This is a genomic window from Paraburkholderia sp. GAS38 (assembly GCF_050434965.1).
GTDB lineage: Bacteria > Pseudomonadota > Gammaproteobacteria > Burkholderiales > Burkholderiaceae > Paraburkholderia > Paraburkholderia phenazinium_A.
The window spans coordinates 143613-162108 of the sequence record NZ_JBNDJO010000019.1; the positions used below are offsets into that span (position 1 = coordinate 143613).

The following is an 18496-nucleotide window of genomic DNA, read 5'->3' on the forward strand; positions in this document are numbered from 1 at the left end:
AGCAGGAACGCCCTCACCTGTTCCGCGCCGACACCGCCCGACGCTCGCGCAACCACACAAGCAGACGCCAGCCCAGCAGCGCCACCATGATCGCGCCGTAGATCTTCGGCAACAGCAGATCGTGCTTGCCCGACTTCATCCACCAGAAATGCAGGATCGCGAGCACGCCGATGGCGTAGATCGCGCGGTGCAGCGTCTGCCAGCGGCGTCCCAGCTTTCTCACCATGGCGCGCGGCGAGGTGACGGCCAGCACGATCAGCAGCACGAACGCCGCGAAGCCGACCATGATGAACGGCCGTTTGCCGATGTCCTTCAGGATCGCGGCCACGTCGAACCATTTGTCGAACCACAGATAGGTGGTGAAGTGCAGCGTGGCGTAGAAAAACGCGTACAGACCGAGCATGCGCCGAAACCGCACTAGCGCGCCGACGCCGGTCAGCCGCCGCAGCGGCGTCACCGCGAGCGTGATGCACAGAAACACCAGCGTCCACAGACCGGTCGAGCGCGTGATGAACTCAATCGGATTGGCGCCGAGCCGATCGGTCAAGCCGAACAGCACGATGCGCGCGAGCGGATACCACGCCGCCACGAACACGGCGATCTTCGCCGGCGCCACCCAGCGCGCCCCCGCGGCGGGAGGACGCTTCACCGCGGACGGCTGACGCGGCGAAGCGGGTTCGGACACGGTTGGGGTGTCGGAGGAGGCCATCGCGATTCCCGTCAGAAGTTCTTCTTCAGGTCCATGCCCTGATAGAGCGAGGCAACCTGATCGCCGTAACCGTTGAACATCAACGTCTTTCGCTTCGGCGTGAAAAAGCCGTCTTCGCCGATCCGCCGTTCCGTGGCCTGGCTCCAGCGCGGGTGGTCGACGTTCGGATTTACGTTCGAGTAAAAGCCGTATTCGTTCGGCGCATAAGTGTTCCAACTGGTGGCAGGCTGCTTGTCGACAAAGCGGATCTTCACCAGCGACTTGCCGCTCTTGAAGCCGTATTTCCACGGCACGATGATCCGCAGCGGCGCACCGTTCTGGTTAGGCAGCACCTCGCCGTACAGGCCCACGGTCAGCAAGGTCAGCGGATTCATCGCCTCGTCCATGCGCAACCCTTCGGAGTACGGCCAGTCCAGGATCGGCGTCGACAGGCCCGGCATCTGCGACGGGTCCGCGAGCGTGATGAACTGCACGTATTTGGCGTTGCCGTTGGGCTGCGCGCGCTTGATGAGCTCCGACAGCGGAAAGCCGATCCACGGCATGACCATCGACCAGCCTTCGACGCAGCGGTGCCGGTACACGCGCTCCTCGAGCGGCGCCAGCTTCAACAGATCGTCGATGTCGTACACCTTGGCGTTCTTCACCTCGCCTTCAACACTGACCCGCCACGGATGCGGGCGCAAGGTGCCGGCGTTCTGCGCCGGATCGCTCTTGTCGGTGCCGAACTCGTAGAAGTTGTTGTAGGTAGTAATGTCTTTGTAAGAACTTACCTTGTCCTGCGCGACGAATTTCGGATTGGTCTTCGCCGCCAGCTTCGCGCCCTTGGCATCGGGTGAGGTGTACATGGCAAACGCCTCGCCGCTCACGCCCATCAGGCCACCTGCCGCCAGCGCACCGGCGGCTCGCAGCACACGCCGCCGGCTCTCGTACACGCGTTGCGGCGTGATTTCGCTGCGGGCGATATTGTCGCCCTGCAATGCAATCCTGTCGGTCCGCTTGATCCACATGATGCCGCTCCTGCTGGCCCCTGCGGGCCACGTTGATGATCGTTCGACTACTCGCCACCCGTACTGTTCTAACGAACACGCCAGATGCATAGATATTCCCGCGCCAACAAAAAAACCGCCGGTGCAGAGCACCCGGCGGTTCTTTGTCGGTTCAGAACGGCGAATATTACAGCTTGCCGTAGCTATGCAGCCCGGAGAGGAACATGTTGACGCCGAGGAACGCGAACGTCGTCACCAGCAGGCCGGTCAGCGCCCACCATGCGGCGACGGCGCCGCGCAGGCCCTTCATGAGCCGCATGTGCAGCCAGGCCGCGTAGTTCAGCCAGACGATCAGCGCCCAGGTTTCCTTCGGATCCCAGCTCCAGTAGCCGCCCCAGGCTTGAGCGGCCCACAACGCGCCGAGGATCGTGGCAATGGTGAAGAACGCGAAACCGACCGCGATCGACTTGTACATCAGGTCGTCGAGCACGTCGAGCGGCGGCAGGCGGTCGGCCAGCATGCCGTTCTCTTTGACGAGATAGGCGACACCCACCATCGCCGACAACGCAAAGCTGCCGTAGCCGATGAAGTTCGCGGGCACGTGGATCTTCATCCACCAGCTTTGCAGCGCCGGCACGAGCGGCTGGATCTGCTGCGCGTCGCGCGAGATCGAGTACCACATGAGGAAGCCGACCGCGGCGCTGATCACCAGCAGTACGAACGCGCCGAGCGCGCGGGTGTTGTAGTGCTGCTCGTAGTACAGGTAGAAGAGCGCGGTGATCAGGCTGAACAGCACGAACACTTCATAGAGGTTCGAGATGGGAATATGGCCGACGTCCGCGCCGATCAGGTACGACTCGTACCAGCGGACCATCAGGCCCACGAAACCCATCAGCACGGCGGCCCAGGTCATCTTCGAGCCGATCGCGGCGCCGGTGGGCGAACGCGACAGCAAGCTGATCCAGTAGAACAGCGTGGCCAGTACAAACAGCGCGCTCATCCACAGGATGGCGGACTGGCTCGAGAGGAAGTATTTGAGGAAGAACGCGCTATCCGCCCGCGCCAGGTCGCCCTGATAGACCTGGATCGCAAACAGCGACAGCACCGCGATACTCGCAATCAGGAGCCGCACCGGTTTCCAGCGCCAGCCGAGCGTGACGAAGACCGGCACCGCGCACACCAGCACCAGCTTGTCGTAGTAGTTCATGAACGGGTGATAGCGCGACAGCGCGAAACCCGCGCCCGCGACCATCGCCAGAGCGAACAGCCAGTCGAATGCGCCGAGGCGCCTGAAGAAAGGCCGCTCGTCGAGCAGCCCCAACTGCTGCACCGCATTGTCCGGCGCGTTCTTGGCCGGCGCGCCGCCGCGCGAAGGGGATGAGGAAACCTGAGTCAAGTCCATGATCTTACCGGGTCGAATCTTGTGAGCCTGCGGACGATGCTGCACCTGGGGTGCCGGCCTTGCCGGTTGCGTCAGTGGGTTGGGCACCCAGCACGGCGCCGACAGCGTCGCGCGTTTGGGCAAACTCCTTGTCGAAGTCGAACGTCTTGCGCGCGCTCGACATCGCCATCACGACGTTCGTACCGTGACCGGTATCTTTGATCCAGAACCACAGGCGCCGTTCGCGGACGTAGAACATCGAGAAGATGCCCAATACGAGGAGCAGGCTGCCAAGATACACGACTTTTTTGCCCGGCGCGCGCGTCAACTGAAATACCGAAGCTTGCACCTGCCTGAATGAGTCGAGCTGTAAATAGACGGGCGAACCATACAAAAAGCTGTCGGAAATGGCGTTGATCGAGCTCTGGATGAACAGGCTGGTGTCCGCCGACGGCGTCGCGTCCGGCTCGCCGGCCTGCTCCCGGGCCAGTTGCCACAAGTCCCACGTCGAGCCTTCGAGCATGCGCAGCAGCAGCGAGGCCGCTTTTTCCTGCTCGCCCTTGGGCACCGAACGGTCGATGAACGCCGCGATCGCCTGGAAGCCGCCTATGTTCTGGCCGCCCTGCATGATGCCGACGCTGCTGTCGCCGGCGGCAAAGAGGGTCAACACGCGCAGCGCGCTTTCTTCGAGGTGTTGCTGCAGTTCCGGGTTGGACGACGGCACCGAGCGCAGCGCGAAGCGGTGCGCGGCGGCGGTGCGCATGGCCGGATTCTCGAGCGTGGCGCGCAGGTTCATCCACTCCTTGACCGTGCCGCCCTGATCGGCGGGAATGCGCAGATAGCGGAACGGGTCGTCCGGGTTGATGCGCATGCCGGCGAGGAACATCTTCTCGCCGCTCACGTCGACCGGCAGCATGTAGTTGTTGTACTCGCGCGCCTGACCGTCCTTGCCGCGCACCTTGTACTGTACCGACGGGCCGACGTTGTGCAGGTCCAACGGCTTCGAAGTCTTGGCGCCCGAGCCGAGCCGCTCGTCGAACGCTTCCTTCAGCGTCTGATGGGCGACCCCGCGTGCGTCATTGGCGCCGCTGCCGTTCGAGATGTTTTCGACGTTGATGGCACGAAAATCCGCGAATTCGATGGTCTGGCCGTCAGCGCCGGGTACGGCGTTGCCCAACGGCGCCGAGTTGCCGATCGTGCCGCCGAACGGCGCGGTCTTCGCGCTGGTGCCCGTCATCGGATAGGCGGTCATCTGCATCTGCGAGCCGCCGTCCTGGAAGCTCGACTGGTAAATCGACACACCGTCGTACTCGAACGGCTTGTTCACTTCGACACGCGCCGGAATCTTCGCGCCGGTCTTGTGGTCGATCACGACGATGTCGCTCGCGAACAGCTTCGGCATGCCCGTTGAGTAGTAATCGACGATGAACTTGTTCAACTGGATCGAGAACGGCAGGTCCTGGATCAGCGAGCCGTTCGGCTGGTTCAGGATCGCCGTCGAGACATGCTCGCCTTCGGGCACCCACGCGTAACCGCGGAAGGTCGGGTTCGACTCCGACAGACGGTGCTCAGGCGCAATGTCGCTGATCACGGTGTTGCTGTTGATGGGCGTCTTGTTGAACATCCACATCTGCAGCTTGATGGGCAGATTGCTGTCGAGCAGGCCGCCCAGACAGATGATGACGATCGCAAGGTGAGCCGAGATATAGCCGAGCTTGGTGAGCGCCCCGCGCTTGGCGGCGATCAGCGTGGCGCCCTCCGATTGACGCGTCACGAACTTGTAGCCGAGCCGCCCCGACAGTTTCGCCAGCGTGGCCGTGGCCTCTGCGCGCGTACCGCTCACCGCGAACTCGCCCTTGTGATGGAAGGCGCGCAGGCTCGATTCGCGGACCTTGTCTTTCCAGCTCTTCATGTCGGCGATCATCTTCGGCGCGTTGCGGATCACGCACAGCGACACCGAGACCATCAGGAAGCCGAGGATCAGCATGAACCACCAGGCGCTGTACACGGTGTACAGGCTCAGCGAGCGGAAGATGTCCGCCCAGAAAGGGCCGAACTGATTGACGTAGTTGGGGTACGGGTCGTCCTGGGTGAGGACGGTGCCGATGATGCTGGCAATCGACAGGATCACCAGCAGCGCGATGGCAAAACGCATCGAACTCAACAACTCGATGGCCCGACGCATGGGCCGCTGGCCCGACTTGACTTCAATACCCGACGTGGTGACGCTCATTCACACTCCGACAGAACAGCAAAAAAGGGTGAAAGGCCGCCGCTGACGCACGAAGCGCACGACGCCATCACCCTTTTCTTGTTTTTCACCGGCCTCGCTGGGCCGGTTGCACTTGCGTGCGGACTTCTTAATGCAAGCCCGCGATGTAATCCGCCACGGCCTTGATGTCGCTATCCGACAGCCGCGACGCAATGGTATGCATGGGATCGCTGTTGTTGCGCGCGCCCGGGCCCTGCGTGAACGCGGTCAGTTGCGCCACCGTGTAGTCCGCCCACTGCCCCGACAGACGCGGATACTGCACCGGGATGCCCTGGCCGGTCGGCCCGTGGCAACTCGCGCACGCCGGCACAGCCCGTTCGGCGATGCCCGCGCGATAAATCTTTTCCCCCAACGGGACGGTGTTCTTGTTGTGTGCGTAACCCGGCTTCGGCGTCTGTGCCGCGAAATAGGCGGCGACGTTCACCATGTCCTGATTGGACAGCGGCGCGGCCATGGCCGCCATAATCGCATTATTGCGAGCGGGCTGCTTGGCGCCTGGCTGGGTTTTGAAATCCATCAACTGCTTGACGAGATATTCGGGATGCTGGCCGGCCAGCTTGGGATAGGCCCCGCCGGCGCTATTGCCATCGGCACCGTGACACGACGCGCAAACCTGCGTCGCAATGGCTTGTCCCCGGTTGATGTCCGGTTTTCCCGGATCTGCTGCTCGCGCCTGAACTGCTAAACCTGAAAGACCTGCCGCTACTTGAAACACCATCAGAGCTTTGCACAGTCGATTCATTCGCACACCCTGTTTCGTCTTGTGGGAATTAGAGGTTCTGCAAAACGACGGCGACCGATCTACCGCAGAGGCACGCGCGCTGGCCCCTCCTCAGGTCTTCAGTAAATTCAGTAAACCGTCGTATTGTACAATAACTCGCTAATCGCTTAGACGCCAGTCGGGCTTGACCCGTCCCCACTCCGGGTTCCCCGGCGTCTCATATCCTGGTTCCCCCATGTCTTCCTTCCTGCTCCACCAATCGCGCTTCTTTACGACCGTCAATCACCTGCGTGATCTGCCGGCCACCCCGCAACCCGAAATCGCGTTTGCCGGGCGCTCGAATGCGGGCAAGTCGACGGCCATCAATCTGCTGTGTAACCAGAAGCGTCTCGCCTTCGCCAGTAAGACGCCGGGACGCACGCAGCATATCAACTACTTCTCGGTGGGGCCGGCGGCGGAGCCGGTCGCGCATCTGGTGGATCTGCCCGGGTACGGCTATGCGGAAGTGCCGGGTGCCGCCAAGGCGCATTGGGAAGCGCTGCTGTCCAGCTACCTGCAATCGCGCTCGCAACTGCGCGGCATGATTCTGATGATGGATTCGCGCCGGCCGCTGACCGACCTGGACCGGACGATGATCGAGTGGTTCGCGCCGACCGGCAAGCCGATCCACACCTTACTGACGAAGTGCGACAAATTGACGCGCCAGGAGAGCATCAATGCGCTGCGGGCCACCCAGAAGGGTCTGGCCGAATATAGCGCGGCCGGCTACCAGGGAGAATTGACCGTCCAGCTGTTCTCGGCCCTGAAACGGGTTGGCCTGGACGAGGCTCACGAACTGATCGAAAGCTGGCTGATCCCCAAGGATACGGCCGGTACGGACGACGCAGCCGCCGCTGCCGAGTAAGCCACGGCGACGCCGAGGTCAGACTCGGGCCCGGTCTGGGCCCTATTTCTTTCGCGCGCCCATAAAAAAACCCGCCGCTACTGACGGCGGGCCAAACAGCCTAATCGAAAAACGACAGGCACCCGCTCAGGGAGGAGAAGCGGGGAGGTCAGCGCTAGGCGCCTTGCTCGATCGGTATGATATACCATTGTCTCAAAAAGAGCTTCCAGCAGGCGGAGGCAGGCGTTCCTGTCATCTCCACGATACCCACGACATCCGATATGAGCTTCTATCCGCATCACCGTCCGCGCCGTATGCGCCGCGACGACTTCTCGCGCCGCCTCATGCGAGAAAACATCCTGACCACCAACGACCTGATCTATCCCGTGTTCGTCGTCGAAGGCACCAACGTGCGGCAAGCCGTGCCGTCGATGCCGGGCGTCGAGCGCGTCTCGGTTGATCTGCTGATGGGCGTGGCCGAACAGTGCGTCGAACTGGGCGTGCCGGTGCTGTCGCTGTTTCCGGCTATCGAACCGTCGTTGAAGACCCCGGATGGCCGCGAGGCCACCAACGAAGCGGGTCTGATTCCGCGCGCCATTCGCGAACTGAAAAAGCGCTTTCCCGAACTGGGCGTGCTCACCGACGTCGCGCTCGATCCGTACACGAGCCACGGCCAGGATGGCGTGCTCGATGAAGCGGGTTATGTGATCAACGATGAGACCGTCGATATTCTCGTCGAGCAGGCCAGGGCTCAAGCGGAAGCGGGCGTGGATATCGTCGCACCGTCGGACATGATGGACGGGCGCATCGGTGCGATCCGCGAAATGCTCGAGAGCGAGGATCACATTCACACGCGAATCATGGCCTATTCGGCCAAGTTCGCGTCGGCCTTCTACGGTCCGTTCCGCGATGCCGTGGGTTCCGCGACGAACCTCGGCAAGGGCAACAAGATGACCTATCAGATGGACCCGTCGAACTCCGATGAAGCGCTGCGCGAAGTGCGCGCGGACATCGAAGAAGGCGCGGACATGGTGATGGTCAAGCCCGGTATGCCGTACCTCGATATCCTCCGGCGTGTGAAGGACGAGTTCCGCTTTCCGACCTACGTCTATCAGGTGAGCGGCGAGTACGCGATGCTGAAGGCCGCAGCACAAAACGGCTGGCTCGATCACGACAAGGCAATGATGGAATCGCTGCTGGCGTTCAAGCGAGCCGGTGCGGATGGCGTGCTGACGTATTTCGCACTGGATGCCGCGCGGATCCTGCGGGCGCAGAAGTAGTGTAGCGAGGCGCGCGTTTTCTGCGCTTCGTGATGTGTGAATGCAGGTGCAGGCGTGAGCCGGGCGGCTGACGTGTGAAGAACGCTCGGGCGCCGGTCAGGCAACTGCCCGTTGATGAAGCGGAGGCGCTGTTTCCAGTGCCTCCGCTTTTTTATGGCTGTGTTTGCCGGCGGCCGACGTCACTATTCCGCCAGGTCAGGGCCGCCGGGCGAGACGCCAACCCAGGTTACGACTGAGGCGGAGTGGGAAGCCGGTCGAGGCTATGCAAAAAGGTATCAGCCGACTCGTAACCCACCACGCGCAAAACTTCGGCGCCGCTTTGATCGAAGAAGATGATGCCCGGCGGCCCGAAGAGCTTGAATCGCTTCAGCAGCGTCTGGTCATCCGGATTATTGGCCGTGACATCCGCGCGCAACAGGTTGAGCTGCTGCAGCCTTGCATGCACGCGCGGGTCACTGAAGGTGAACTTCTCCATCTCCTTGCAGCTCACGCACCAGTCCGCATAGAAATCCAGCATGGCCGGCTGGGCGGACGTTTTCACGGCCTCGTCGAGCTGGGCCGAAGAACGCACCGGGGCAAACGTCAGGCTGTCAGCCTGGGAGGCATTTGATGCCTCTGATGGCGTACCCGCCGTGCCGGCTACACCACCGCGCGCGGCCAGGACCGCGAGCGGCTTCAGCGGATCCGACGATCCGGCCGCCAGTCCCACCAACAACACCGCGGCCCAGATGGTCAGCGCGACGCCCAGTCCGCGGCCAAGCCGGCGCCACACCGAACTCGGGCCGGCGGGCGGCGAGAACAGACCCAACGCGGCCGCCGCGACCAGCAGCCACAGCGCGCTCAGCAACATCTGCGCGACCGCGCCCAGCACCGGCCAGACGATCCACAATGCGGCAGCGAGCAGCACCACGCCGAAAAAGACCTTCACGCCATCCATCCACGCGCCCGCGCGTGGCAGAAATGTGCCGGCGCCCAGACCGATGATCAGCAGCGGAACGCCAAGCCCGATGCCCATAGAAAACAGTGCGGCGCCGCCCAGCACTGCGTTGCCGGTATGCGCGATAAACGCGAGAACGGCGAATAGCGGCGCCGTCATGCAGGCACCGACAACCAACGCCGACAACGCCCCCATCGCCGCTACGGCCGCGAATTTGCCGCCGGAACGCCCTTGCGACGCACGCGACGCCCCGTCTTGCCAGCGCTGCGGCAAGGCGATGTCGTAACCGGCAATGAGCGTCACGGCGAACACGGCGAGCAGCACGCCGAACGCGCCCAGCACCCAGGGATTCTGCAGCCACGCGCCGAGGCTTTGTCCGACCAGTGCCGCCGCGATGCCGAGCACCGTATAGACCAGCGCCATACCGATCACGTAGGCGAGCGAGAGCGCGAAGCCCCGCCGGCGCGTTACCCGCGCGCCTTCGCCGATGATGATCGCCGACAGGATCGGGATCATCGGATACGAACATGGCAGCAGGCTCAGCACAGCGCCCACGACGAAGAAAACACCGACGATCGCCAGGAAGCTGCCGCCTTGCAGCAGGGACTGCGCATAGTCGGCGCTGGTGGTGCGCTCATACCAGGAGGATGAATTGGCGGTACCGTTCGGCGCCGGCTGCGCGGTCTGTGCGGTCTGTGCCGCCGCCGGTGCGGGATTCGTGCTGGCCGGATGCAGCGCGACGCCGTCCACGTGGTAGACGCGCTCCATTGGCGGATAGCAGATCCCCGCGTCCGCGCAACCTTGGGAGGTCACCGCCAGATCGAACGGCCCCGCAGCATCTTTCACCGGAATGCGGATCGTCAAGTCGTTCCGGTAGGTTTCGACGTTTTTGCCGAACGTCTGATCGAACTTGATGTGACCAGCCGGCAACTGCGGATCGCCGATCGTCACGGTGCCGTTGCGGGTCGCGAACGCGAAACGCTCCCGATACATGTAGTAGCCGTCCGCAATCTTGTAGTGGACGACTACTTCGCCCGGCTGCTCGGTGGCGCTGAACTTGAAGGCGACCGCCGGATCGAGAAAATCATCGTCGGCGCGCGCCACGCCCGCGGACATCAGAACCACCAACAGGCAGGAGACAAACAGGACGGCCGCGCGCAGCGTGTCGCGCCCCCCTCGGTGCAGAGCGTTAAACATGAACAGGGCGTTGGGTTTCAGCAATGACCCACTGGCCGTAGGCCGCGGACGCGGTGGCTTGCCAGCAGAGGATTTCGGGTGTGTCGTACGGGTGGTGCTTCTGGATGAACTGCTCGAGCTCAGGGGCTCGTGCGATGCTCGTTTTGAAGAGCATCTGAATCTCATCCGCCGACTCGAGCTTGCCTTGCCAGTGATAGGTCGAGTGCACGGTGCCTTGCTGGCTGACACATGCAGCAAGACGTGCATCCAGTACCTGTGCTGCGAGCTTCTGCGCCGTCTCCAGGTCGGGCACCGTCGTCAGGATCAACGTCACATTCGAACTCACAGACCGCTCCGGCAGGGTAGAACAGGGTTGCCGCTATCCTATCACCGGAGTTGGTCGGCCGCAGGCGCCGGCCGGCGGGTGCGTGGCGTCACTTTGCCTACCCCTCGCGGTCTTTGGCATGCGGCTTCGCGGCCATCGCCATCAGCGACGCGTTTTGTGTTCGTGTGTTTGCGTCGCCGGAAACAAAAAAGCCAGGCATTTGCCTGGCTTTTTCGCGGATGCATGGAGCTTATTCAGCTTCTTGCACTTCAACTTCTTCGACTTCCGGACGGTCCATCAATTCGACCAGTGCCATCGGTGCGTTGTCGCCGACGCGGAAACCGAACTTCAGGATGCGCAGGTAGCCACCCGGACGGTTTGCGAAGCGCGGGCCGAGCACGTCGAACAGCTTCGAGACGGAGTCACGATCGCGCAGGCGGTTGAACGCCAGACGACGATTTGCCAGCGACGGCTTCTTGCCGAGCGTGATCAGCGGCTCGACGACTTTACGGAGTTCCTTCGCCTTCGGCAGCGTCGTCTTGATGACTTCGTGCTCGATCAACGAGTTGGACATGTTACGGAGCATTGCCAGACGGTGGCTGCTCGTGCGGTTCAGTTTCCGCAGACCATGACGGTGACGCATGTTAATTCCTTCGATTCAAAGTTTTGGTCCAGCTCTTCTATCGCGCTCGTCGAACCCAAAGGTTTGCGAGTGCACGGGCCGGTAGTGAAAAAAGGCAAGACGCGGATTTTAAAGGAAAATCCGCGTCCGTGCCAGTAGTGCAGCGGTGACTTTCGTCCCGGATGACTACTCGAATAAGCTTGCGCTTACTTATCCAGCCCAGCCGGCGGCCAGTTTTCGAGCTTCATGCCGAGCGTCAAACCACGCGACGCCAGTACTTCCTTGATTTCGTTCAGCGACTTGCGGCCCAGATTCGGCGTCTTCAGCAGCTCGTTTTCCGTGCGCTGGATCAGGTCGCCGATGTAGTAAATGTTCTCGGCCTTCAGGCAGTTCGCGGAACGAACCGTGAGTTCGAGATCATCCACCGGACGCAGCAGGATCGGATCGATCTGCGGCGCACGCGACGGCGCTTCAGCCGTAGCTTCCGTGCCTTCGAGAGCAGCGAACACCGACAGTTGGTCGACCAGAATGCGCGCCGATTGACGGATCGCTTCTTCCGGCGAAATCACACCGTTGGTTTCGATGTTCATCACGAGCTTGTCGAGGTCGGTACGCTGTTCGACACGCGCGCTTTCCACGGCATAGCTCACACGGCGAACCGGCGAGAACGACGCGTCCAGCACGATACGGCCGATGATCTTCGCCGATTCTTCGCCGTAACGACGCACGTTACCCGGCACATAACCGCGGCCCTTTTCGACCTTGATCTGCACATCGAGCTTGCCGCCCTTCGACAGATGCGCAATCACGTGATCGGGATTGATGACTTCGCAATCGTGCGCGAGTTCGATGTCGCCAGCGGTAACAACGCCTTCGCCTTCCTTGCGCAGCGTAACCGTCACTTCGTCACGGTTATGCAACTTGAAGACCACGCCCTTCAGGTTCAACAACAGGTTGACTACGTCCTCTTGCACACCGTCGAGCGTCGAATACTCGTGAACCACGCCTGCGATCGTCACTTCGGTCGGCGCATAGCCGATCATCGACGACAGCAGTACGCGCCGGAGCGCGTTACCCAAGGTGTGGCCGTAACCGCGTTCAAACGGTTCCATGACCACTTTCGCATGGCTCTCACCAAGCGATTCAACCGCGATGATCTTGGGCTTCAACAAACTGGTTTGCATAGGTTTTCCTTTTCAATACCCTCGGCTCGTTACACCGATAAGGCTGACCGGTAACAACCTGAAAATAAACAGCCGAGGCGCCCCCTTGCGCGACGCAATCAGGGTGCCCCGGCCGTCAATCCGATTACCGCGAATACAATTCGACGATCAGGCTTTCGTTGATATCGCCAGCGATATCGCTGCGTTCCGGCTTCGACTTGAACGTGCCTTCGAACTTCTTCGAATCGACAGCGACCCAGCTTGCCAGACCACCTTGTTCAGCCAGCGACAGCGCTTCGACGATACGCGCTTGCTTCTTCGACTGTTCGCGGACGGCGACGACATCACCTGCCTTAATTTGCATCGACGGGATGTTCGACACCACGCCGTTCACCGTGATCGCCTTGTGGCTCACGAGCTGACGCGCTTCAGCGCGCGTCGAGCCGAAGCCCATGCGATACACGACGTTGTCGAGACGCGACTCGAGCAATTGCAGCAGGTTTTCACCCGTGTTGCCCTTGAGGCGGTCGGCTTCAGCGAAGTAACGGCGGAACTGACGCTCGAGCACACCGTAGATGCGCTTCACTTTTTGCTTTTCGCGCAGCTGCGTGCCGTAGTCGGACGTACGGGCACCCGAGGTACGGCCATGTTGGCCGGGCTTGCTGTCAAGCTTGCACTTGTCAGCCAGCGAACGACGGGCGCTCTTCAGGAAGAGGTCAGTGCCTTCACGGCGGGACAGCTTGGCCTTAGGGCCGATATAACGTGCCACGTTGATTCCTTCTATGATTGATCACGCGAACTCGCGCTCGCGCTAGTCCGAACCCTTTGGGTCGAACGGTGGGCTTAGTCAATTCAATAACGCAAGCAGCCCGTCGTCGCCGGCACATAACCCGGCGGCAACAGGCGCAAGCGAAACCAGCGTCTTAGATACGACGACGCTTCGGCGGACGGCAGCCGTTGTGCGGTACCGGCGTCACGTCGGAGATCGCGGTGATCTTGATGCCAAGACCATGCAACGCGCGCACCGCGGACTCACGGCCGGGGCCGGGGCCCTTGATCCGCACTTCGAGGTTCTTCACGCCGTATTCCATCGCCACGCGGCCAGCCGATTCGGCTGCCACCTGGGCTGCAAACGGGGTCGATTTACGCGAACCCTTGAAGCCCTGACCACCCGAAGTTGCCCAGGCGAGTGCATTGCCTTGACGATCGGTGATCGTGATGATGGTGTTGTTGAACGACGCGTGAACGTGAACCACGCCCTCGGCGACGTTCTTCTTGACCTTCTTGCGAACGCGTTGCGCCGCGGAGTTGTTCGAAGCCTTAGCCATTACGTTTTCCTGTAACTGTCAGTTCCGCTTACTTCTTCAGCGATTGCGCTGCACGACGCGGACCCTTGCGCGTACGGGCATTCGTACGCGTGCGTTGGCCACGCAGGGGCAAGCCCTTACGGTGACGCACGCCACGATAGCAGCCGAGATCCATCAGCCGCTTGATGTTCATCGTCGTTTCACGGCGAAGATCGCCTTCAACGATGAACTTGCCGACTTCTTCACGCAGCTTTTCGAGGTCTGCGTCGTTCAGGTCCTTGACCTTCTTCGAAAATGCCACACCAGCAGCGACGCAAATGTCGCGCGAGCGCGTGCGGCCAATACCGTAAATCGCCGTCAGGCCAATTTCGGTATGCTGGTGATTCGGGATGTTAACCCCTGCGATACGAGCCATTGTTTTTCCTCAAACAAAAAGCGCAAGCAAAAGCGCGGCGTTCAGCCTTGACGCTGTTTGTGGCGCGGATCAGAGCTGCAAATCACGCGCACAACGCCTTTGCGCTTGATGATCTTGCAATTGCGGCAAATGCGCTTAACCGATGCCATCACTTTCATGATATTACCCTTTTTTCAAATCACTTCGCCCGGAACACGATCCGCGCACGCGACAGATCGTAAGGCGTCAATTCAACCGTCACCTTGTCGCCCGGCAGGATTCGGATGTAGTGCATCCGCATCTTGCCGGATATGTGTCCCAATACGACATGGCCGTTTTCCAGCTTCACCCTGAAGGTAGCATTAGGCAGGTTTTCGATGACTTCACCCTGCATCTGGATCACATCGTCTTTGGCCATAAGTCCTTTCAACGCATCGGGACGCCGCCGCCTTTGAAATTGGCTTTCTTCAGCAGCGATTCATACTGTTGCGACATAACGTACGACTGCACCTGCGCCATGAAATCCATTGTGACGACGACAATGATCAGCAGCGACGTTCCACCAAAATAAAACGGCACGTTCCAGCGCAGCACCAGAAATTCGGGCAGCAGACACACGAACACGATGTAGATCGCACCGGCCAGCGTCAGACGCGTGAGGATGCGGTCGATATATCGAGCCGTCTGATCGCCCGGGCGGATGCCTGGGACGAAAGCGCCGCTCTTCTTCAGGTTGTCGGCCGTTTCCCTGCTATTGAACACCAGTGCGGTGTAGAAGAAGCAGAAGAAGACGATCGCCAACGCGTACAACAACACATACACGGGTTGACCGGGCTTAAGGGCATCGGCCACGTTGTGCAGCGTGTCTGCGAACCAGCTGTTACGCGACCCCGAACTAAACCAGTTCAGGATAGTTGCCGGGAAGAGAATGATCGACGATGCAAAGATCGGCGGAATCACACCCGACATGTTCAGCTTCAGCGGCAGATGTGACGACTGCCCGCCGTAAATCTTGTTACCGACTTGCCGCTTCGCATAGTTCACGAGAATCTTGCGCTGGCCGCGTTCGATGAACACCACCAGATACGTCACAGCAGCAATCAGTGCAACCACGATAATCGCCGAGACGGGACCCATCGAACCGGTTCGCACCAGTTCGAACAGACCGCCGATTGCATTCGGGAAACCCGCCGCAATCCCGCCGAAAATAATGATCGAGATGCCGTTGCCAAGCCCGCGCTCCGTGATCTGCTCACCCAGCCACATCAGGAACATCGTGCCGGTCACTAGCGTTACGACCGTTGTCAGCCGGAACACCATACCCGGATCGATCACAAGGCCTTGCTGGTTCTCAAGCGCGACGGCAATGCCGAACGCCTGGAACGTCGCCAGCAGGACCGTAAAGACACGCGTGTACTGCGTAATCTTCCGTTGACCCGCCTGCCCTTCTTTCTTCAGCGCTTCCATTTGCGGCGAGACAATCGCCAGCAACTGCATGATGATCGATGCCGAAATGTACGGCATGATCCCAAGCGCGAAAATCGTGAACCGCGAAAGTGCGCCACCCGAGAACATGTTGAACATGCCAAGGATGCCACCCGACTGGCTTTGGAACAGCTTTGCCAGTTGGTCCGGATCAATACCCGGAACCGGAATATGCGCGCCGATACGGTAGACGACCAGCGCCAGCAGCAGGAACACTGCTCGCCGACGCAGATCACCGAACTTCGCCGCGCTTCGACCGGGTTTTGCGAGACTCGGGCTGTTAGCCAAGTACCTTCTCCGATGCAAATGCTAGTGACGGCAATCGACTTGCTCGTTACTCGGCAAAGGAGCCGCCAGCTGCTTCAATCGCAGCGCGCGCACCCTTCGTCGCACCCAGACCCTTCACAACGATCTTGCGCTTCAGTTCGCCCGTCGCGATGATCTTGGCGCTCTTGATCAGCTCGCCAACGAGACCGGCTTGCTTCAGAGCCAGCAGATCGATTTCGTCGACCGGCAGCTTTTCCAGATCCGACAGACGCACTTCACCGACGAATTCCTTCGTCAGCGAGGTGAAGCCCCGCTTCGGCAGGCGACGTTGCAGCGGCATTTGACCGCCTTCGAAGCCAACCTTGTGGAAGCCGCCCGAACGCGACTTCTGACCCTTGTGACCACGGCCAGCCGTCTTGCCGAGGCCCGAACCGATACCACGACCCACGCGACGCTTTGCGTGCTTCGAGCCTTCGGCCGGCTTCAGGTTATTCAATTCCATTATCAACTCCTTGAGTCCTGGTCAGCCGCTTAGCTGATGACCTTAACGAGGTACGAAACCTTGTTGATCATGCCGCGCACGGCCGGCGTGTCCTGCAACTCGCTAACCGAGTTGAGTCGGCGCAGACCCAAGCCACGCACCGTAGCACGGTGCGTTTCGCGGGTGCCGATCAGGCTCTTGACGAGCTGGACCTTGACAGTTTTATCAGACATGGTGTCCACCTTAGCCCAGAATATCTTCGACGGACTTGCCGCGCTTCGCCGCGATATCGCCCGGCGTCGACTGCTTGCGCAGACCGTCGAGCGTTGCACGAACGAGGTTGTACGGGTTCGTCGAACCGTGGCTCTTGGCCACAACGTTCTGCACGCCCATCACGTCGAACACTGCGCGCATCGGGCCGCCAGCGATCACGCCGGTACCGTCCTTCGCCGGAGCGAGGAGGACCATCGATGCGCCATGCTTGCCGTGCACTTCGTGTTGCAAGGTACCGTTCTTCAGCGGCACCTTGAACATGTTGCGGCGGGCTTGTTCCATCGCCTTCTGAACAGCGACCGGCACTTCCTTCGCCTTGCCTTTGCCCATACCGACGCGGCCATCACCGTCGCCAACCACGGTCAGTGCGGCAAAACCGAGAATCCGGCCGCCCTTCACAACCTTGGTCACGCGGTTGACCGAAATCATCTTTTCGCGCAGGCCGTCGTCGCGTTCGTCAGCCTGAACTTTCGCTTGCATCTTTGCCATGACGAATTCTTCCCTTAGAACTTGAGTCCGGCTTCGCGCGCCGCATCAGCCAGCGCTTTCACGCGGCCGTGGTAACGGAAACCCGAACGGTCGAAGGCGACGGATTCGATGCCGGCAGCCTTAGCCTTTTCTGCAATGCGCTTACCGATCAGCGTAGCAGCAGCGACGTTGCCGCCCTTGCCCGTTTGATCAGCCAGTTGCGCACGCACTTCGGCTTCGAGCGTCGACGCGCTGGCGAGCACCTTGGTGCCGCACGGCGAGAACACTTGCGCATAGATGTGCGTGTTCGTGCGATGCACGGCGAGACGCGCGACCTGCAGCTCAGCGATCTTGATACGCGTCTGACGAGCGCGGCGCAGGCGAGATTGAGTCTTATCCATGATTGCGCACCCTTACTTCTTCTTCGTTTCTTTGAGGATCACAACCTCGTTGGCGTAACGCACACCCTTGCCCTTGTAGGGCTCCGGCGGGCGATAGCCGCGCACTTCTGCAGCGACCTGGCCAACTTGTTGTTTATTGATCCCCTTGATCACGATTTCGGTTTGCGTCGGGGTTTCAGCCTTGACGCCTTCCGGCATCTGGTGCACCACAGGGTGCGAGAAACCCAGCGACAGGTTCAGCTTGTCGCCTTGCGCTTGTGCGCGGTAACCGACGCCAACCAGCGTCAGCTTGCGCTCGAAACCCTTCGTCACGCCGTTCACCATGTTCGCAACGAGTGCGCGCATCGTGCCCGACATCGCGTTCGCTTCGCGGCTTTCGTCAACCGGCTCGAACTTCAGCGTGCCGTTGTCGTTCACCACTTTTACGAGGCGGTTTGCAGCTTGCGTAATCGTGCCCAGCGGACCCTTGACGGTGATGCGTTCGTCGCTCAGGGCCACTTCCGCGCCTTGCAGCACGATCGGGCTTTTACCTACTCGAGACATGTTTCTCTCCTTTCGGCCTTAAGCGACGTAGCAGATGACTTCGCCGCCAACGCCCGTAGCGCGCGCCTTGCGGTCCGTCATCACGCCCTTCGGCGTCGACACGATTGCCACGCCGAGGCCATTCATGACCACGGGGATGTCGTTACGGCCGCGGTACACACGCAGACCAGGCTTCGAAACGCGTTCAATGCGTTCGATGACCGGACGGCCAGCGTAGTACTTCAACACGATGTTCAATTCCGACTTCGCACCTTCAGACTTCACTGCGAAATCGTCGATATAGCCTTCGTCCTTCAGGACCTGCGCGATCGCAACCTTCACTTTCGACGAGGGCATTTGCACCGAAACCTTCTCAACCATCTGCGCATTGCGGATGCGAGTCAGCATATCGGCGATAGGATCACTCATGCTCATTTACGTTT

23 protein-coding genes are annotated in these 18496 nt (G+C 60.9%); 2 read left to right on the plus strand and 21 right to left on the minus strand.

Annotation, left to right across the window (positions count from 1 at the left end; translation table 11 throughout):
• Window positions 1–13: 13 nt before the first annotated feature.
• The 5 genes from msrQ to P3T42_RS33275 form a co-directional block, all read right to left on the minus strand.
• On the minus strand, window positions 14–709 hold the full coding sequence (gene msrQ, locus P3T42_RS33255) for a protein-methionine-sulfoxide reductase heme-binding subunit MsrQ (protein ID WP_429308421.1): 696 nt from the start codon (window positions 707–709) through the stop codon (window positions 14–16).
• Window positions 710–720: 11 nt separating this feature from the next.
• On the minus strand, window positions 721–1716 hold the full coding sequence (gene msrP, locus P3T42_RS33260) for a protein-methionine-sulfoxide reductase catalytic subunit MsrP (RefSeq protein ID WP_074301431.1): 996 nt from the start codon (window positions 1714–1716) through the stop codon (window positions 721–723).
• Window positions 1717–1882: 166 nt separating this feature from the next.
• Window positions 1883–3097: a c-type cytochrome biogenesis protein CcsB gene (ccsB, locus tag P3T42_RS33265; RefSeq protein WP_074301430.1), complete on the minus strand. Its 1215-nt coding sequence runs from the start codon at window positions 3095–3097 to the stop codon at window positions 1883–1885.
• Window positions 3098–3101: 4 nt separating this feature from the next.
• The gene (locus P3T42_RS33270) at window positions 3102–5309 is read right to left on the minus strand and encodes a cytochrome c biogenesis protein ResB (RefSeq protein ID WP_429308422.1); all 2208 of its coding nucleotides are present in this window, start codon (window positions 5307–5309) and stop codon (window positions 3102–3104) included.
• A gap of 127 nt (window positions 5310–5436) precedes the next feature.
• Window positions 5437–6090, minus strand: coding sequence for a c-type cytochrome (locus tag P3T42_RS33275; RefSeq protein ID WP_074301428.1), 654 nt, complete (start codon window positions 6088–6090; stop codon window positions 5437–5439).
• Between the two features lie 214 nt (window positions 6091–6304).
• On the opposite strand from P3T42_RS33275, the gene yihA reads away from it, so the two are divergent.
• Together yihA and hemB are read left to right on the plus strand one after the other, a co-directional pair.
• Complete coding sequence (yihA, locus tag P3T42_RS33280; protein ID WP_074301427.1) at window positions 6305–6973, plus strand: ribosome biogenesis GTP-binding protein YihA/YsxC; 669 nt, start codon at window positions 6305–6307, stop codon at window positions 6971–6973.
• A 260-nt stretch (window positions 6974–7233) separates the two neighbouring features.
• A complete protein-coding gene (gene hemB, locus P3T42_RS33285) occupies window positions 7234–8232 on the plus strand; it encodes a porphobilinogen synthase (RefSeq protein WP_429308423.1) in 999 nt (332 codons plus the stop codon).
• Between the two features lie 226 nt (window positions 8233–8458).
• Here the strand turns inward: hemB and dsbD are convergent, their stop codons facing one another.
• The 16 genes from dsbD to rpsH form a co-directional block, all read right to left on the minus strand.
• Window positions 8459–10366, minus strand: coding sequence for a protein-disulfide reductase DsbD (dsbD, locus tag P3T42_RS33290; RefSeq protein WP_429308424.1), 1908 nt, complete (start codon window positions 10364–10366; stop codon window positions 8459–8461).
• Window positions 10359–10691, minus strand: coding sequence for a divalent-cation tolerance protein CutA (cutA, locus tag P3T42_RS33295; RefSeq protein ID WP_429308425.1), 333 nt, complete (start codon window positions 10689–10691; stop codon window positions 10359–10361). The genes dsbD and cutA overlap by 8 nt, the downstream gene beginning before the upstream one ends.
• Before the next feature lie 229 nt (window positions 10692–10920).
• The gene (gene rplQ / locus P3T42_RS33300) at window positions 10921–11313 is read right to left on the minus strand and encodes a 50S ribosomal protein L17 (RefSeq protein WP_074262693.1); all 393 of its coding nucleotides are present in this window, start codon (window positions 11311–11313) and stop codon (window positions 10921–10923) included.
• A 185-nt stretch (window positions 11314–11498) separates the two neighbouring features.
• Window positions 11499–12476 carry a DNA-directed RNA polymerase subunit alpha gene (locus P3T42_RS33305; protein ID WP_006052226.1) on the minus strand — a complete coding sequence of 326 codons (978 nt, stop codon included), beginning with the start codon at window positions 12474–12476 and terminating at the stop codon, window positions 11499–11501.
• Between the two features lie 124 nt (window positions 12477–12600).
• A complete protein-coding gene (rpsD, locus tag P3T42_RS33310; protein WP_074301423.1) occupies window positions 12601–13224 on the minus strand; it encodes a 30S ribosomal protein S4 in 624 nt (207 codons plus the stop codon).
• A 154-nt stretch (window positions 13225–13378) separates the two neighbouring features.
• Window positions 13379–13783, minus strand: coding sequence for a 30S ribosomal protein S11 (gene rpsK, locus P3T42_RS33315; RefSeq protein ID WP_006052224.1), 405 nt, complete (start codon window positions 13781–13783; stop codon window positions 13379–13381).
• Window positions 13784–13811: 28 nt separating this feature from the next.
• Window positions 13812–14177 carry a 30S ribosomal protein S13 gene (gene rpsM, locus P3T42_RS33320; protein WP_006052223.1) on the minus strand — a complete coding sequence of 122 codons (366 nt, stop codon included), beginning with the start codon at window positions 14175–14177 and terminating at the stop codon, window positions 13812–13814.
• Window positions 14178–14218: 41 nt separating this feature from the next.
• On the minus strand, window positions 14219–14335 hold the full coding sequence (gene rpmJ, locus P3T42_RS33325) for a 50S ribosomal protein L36 (protein ID WP_004199844.1): 117 nt from the start codon (window positions 14333–14335) through the stop codon (window positions 14219–14221).
• A gap of 20 nt (window positions 14336–14355) precedes the next feature.
• Window positions 14356–14574: a translation initiation factor IF-1 gene (infA, locus tag P3T42_RS33330; RefSeq protein ID WP_004521905.1), complete on the minus strand. Its 219-nt coding sequence runs from the start codon at window positions 14572–14574 to the stop codon at window positions 14356–14358.
• Between the two features lie 8 nt (window positions 14575–14582).
• Window positions 14583–15929, minus strand: coding sequence for a preprotein translocase subunit SecY (gene secY, locus P3T42_RS33335; protein ID WP_074301422.1), 1347 nt, complete (start codon window positions 15927–15929; stop codon window positions 14583–14585).
• A gap of 46 nt (window positions 15930–15975) precedes the next feature.
• Entirely contained in the window at window positions 15976–16410 is a 435-nt protein-coding gene (gene rplO, locus P3T42_RS33340; protein WP_074301421.1) for a 50S ribosomal protein L15, read from the minus strand.
• A gap of 29 nt (window positions 16411–16439) precedes the next feature.
• Window positions 16440–16622 (minus strand): 50S ribosomal protein L30, encoded by a 183-nt coding sequence (gene rpmD / locus P3T42_RS33345; RefSeq protein WP_007180126.1) that lies wholly within the window; start codon window positions 16620–16622, stop codon window positions 16440–16442.
• A gap of 10 nt (window positions 16623–16632) precedes the next feature.
• Window positions 16633–17151, minus strand: a complete 519-nt coding sequence (gene rpsE / locus P3T42_RS33350; RefSeq protein WP_006052219.1) for a 30S ribosomal protein S5 — start codon at window positions 17149–17151, stop codon at window positions 16633–16635.
• Window positions 17152–17165: 14 nt separating this feature from the next.
• Window positions 17166–17531 (minus strand): 50S ribosomal protein L18, encoded by a 366-nt coding sequence (gene rplR, locus P3T42_RS33355; RefSeq protein WP_006052218.1) that lies wholly within the window; start codon window positions 17529–17531, stop codon window positions 17166–17168.
• Between the two features lie 12 nt (window positions 17532–17543).
• The gene (gene rplF / locus P3T42_RS33360; protein WP_074301420.1) at window positions 17544–18074 is read right to left on the minus strand and encodes a 50S ribosomal protein L6; all 531 of its coding nucleotides are present in this window, start codon (window positions 18072–18074) and stop codon (window positions 17544–17546) included.
• A gap of 18 nt (window positions 18075–18092) precedes the next feature.
• On the minus strand, window positions 18093–18488 hold the full coding sequence (rpsH, locus tag P3T42_RS33365; RefSeq protein WP_074262699.1) for a 30S ribosomal protein S8: 396 nt from the start codon (window positions 18486–18488) through the stop codon (window positions 18093–18095).
• Between the last annotated feature and the right edge of the window lie 8 nt (window positions 18489–18496).

Coding starts and splice junctions, on each gene's coding strand:
- msrQ (WP_429308421.1), bottom strand. CDS start 709: ATGGCCTCCTCCGACACCCCAACCGTGTCCGAACCCGCTTCGCCGCGT.
- msrP (WP_074301431.1), bottom strand. CDS start 1,716: ATGTGGATCAAGCGGACCGACAGGATTGCATTGCAGGGCGACAATATC.
- ccsB (WP_074301430.1), bottom strand. CDS start 3,097: ATGGACTTGACTCAGGTTTCCTCATCCCCTTCGCGCGGCGGCGCGCCG.
- P3T42_RS33270 (WP_429308422.1), bottom strand. CDS start 5,309: ATGAGCGTCACCACGTCGGGTATTGAAGTCAAGTCGGGCCAGCGGCCC.
- P3T42_RS33275 (WP_074301428.1), bottom strand. CDS start 6,090: ATGAATCGACTGTGCAAAGCTCTGATGGTGTTTCAAGTAGCGGCAGGT.
- yihA (WP_074301427.1), top strand. CDS start 6,305: ATGTCTTCCTTCCTGCTCCACCAATCGCGCTTCTTTACGACCGTCAAT.
- hemB (WP_429308423.1), top strand. CDS start 7,234: ATGAGCTTCTATCCGCATCACCGTCCGCGCCGTATGCGCCGCGACGAC.
- dsbD (WP_429308424.1), bottom strand. CDS start 10,366: ATGTTTAACGCTCTGCACCGAGGGGGGCGCGACACGCTGCGCGCGGCC.
- rplQ (WP_074262693.1), bottom strand. CDS start 11,313: ATGCGTCACCGTCATGGTCTGCGGAAACTGAACCGCACGAGCAGCCAC.
- P3T42_RS33305 (WP_006052226.1), bottom strand. CDS start 12,476: ATGCAAACCAGTTTGTTGAAGCCCAAGATCATCGCGGTTGAATCGCTT.
- rpsK (WP_006052224.1), bottom strand. CDS start 13,783: ATGGCTAAGGCTTCGAACAACTCCGCGGCGCAACGCGTTCGCAAGAAG.
- rpsM (WP_006052223.1), bottom strand. CDS start 14,177: ATGGCTCGTATCGCAGGGGTTAACATCCCGAATCACCAGCATACCGAA.
- rpmJ (WP_004199844.1), bottom strand. CDS start 14,335: ATGAAAGTGATGGCATCGGTTAAGCGCATTTGCCGCAATTGCAAGATC.
- infA (WP_004521905.1), bottom strand. CDS start 14,574: ATGGCCAAAGACGATGTGATCCAGATGCAGGGTGAAGTCATCGAAAAC.
- rplO (WP_074301421.1), bottom strand. CDS start 16,410: ATGGAATTGAATAACCTGAAGCCGGCCGAAGGCTCGAAGCACGCAAAG.
- rpmD (WP_007180126.1), bottom strand. CDS start 16,622: ATGTCTGATAAAACTGTCAAGGTCCAGCTCGTCAAGAGCCTGATCGGC.
- rpsE (WP_006052219.1), bottom strand. CDS start 17,151: ATGGCAAAGATGCAAGCGAAAGTTCAGGCTGACGAACGCGACGACGGC.
- rplR (WP_006052218.1), bottom strand. CDS start 17,531: ATGGATAAGACTCAATCTCGCCTGCGCCGCGCTCGTCAGACGCGTATC.
- rplF (WP_074301420.1), bottom strand. CDS start 18,074: ATGTCTCGAGTAGGTAAAAGCCCGATCGTGCTGCAAGGCGCGGAAGTG.
- rpsH (WP_074262699.1), bottom strand. CDS start 18,488: ATGAGCATGAGTGATCCTATCGCCGATATGCTGACTCGCATCCGCAAT.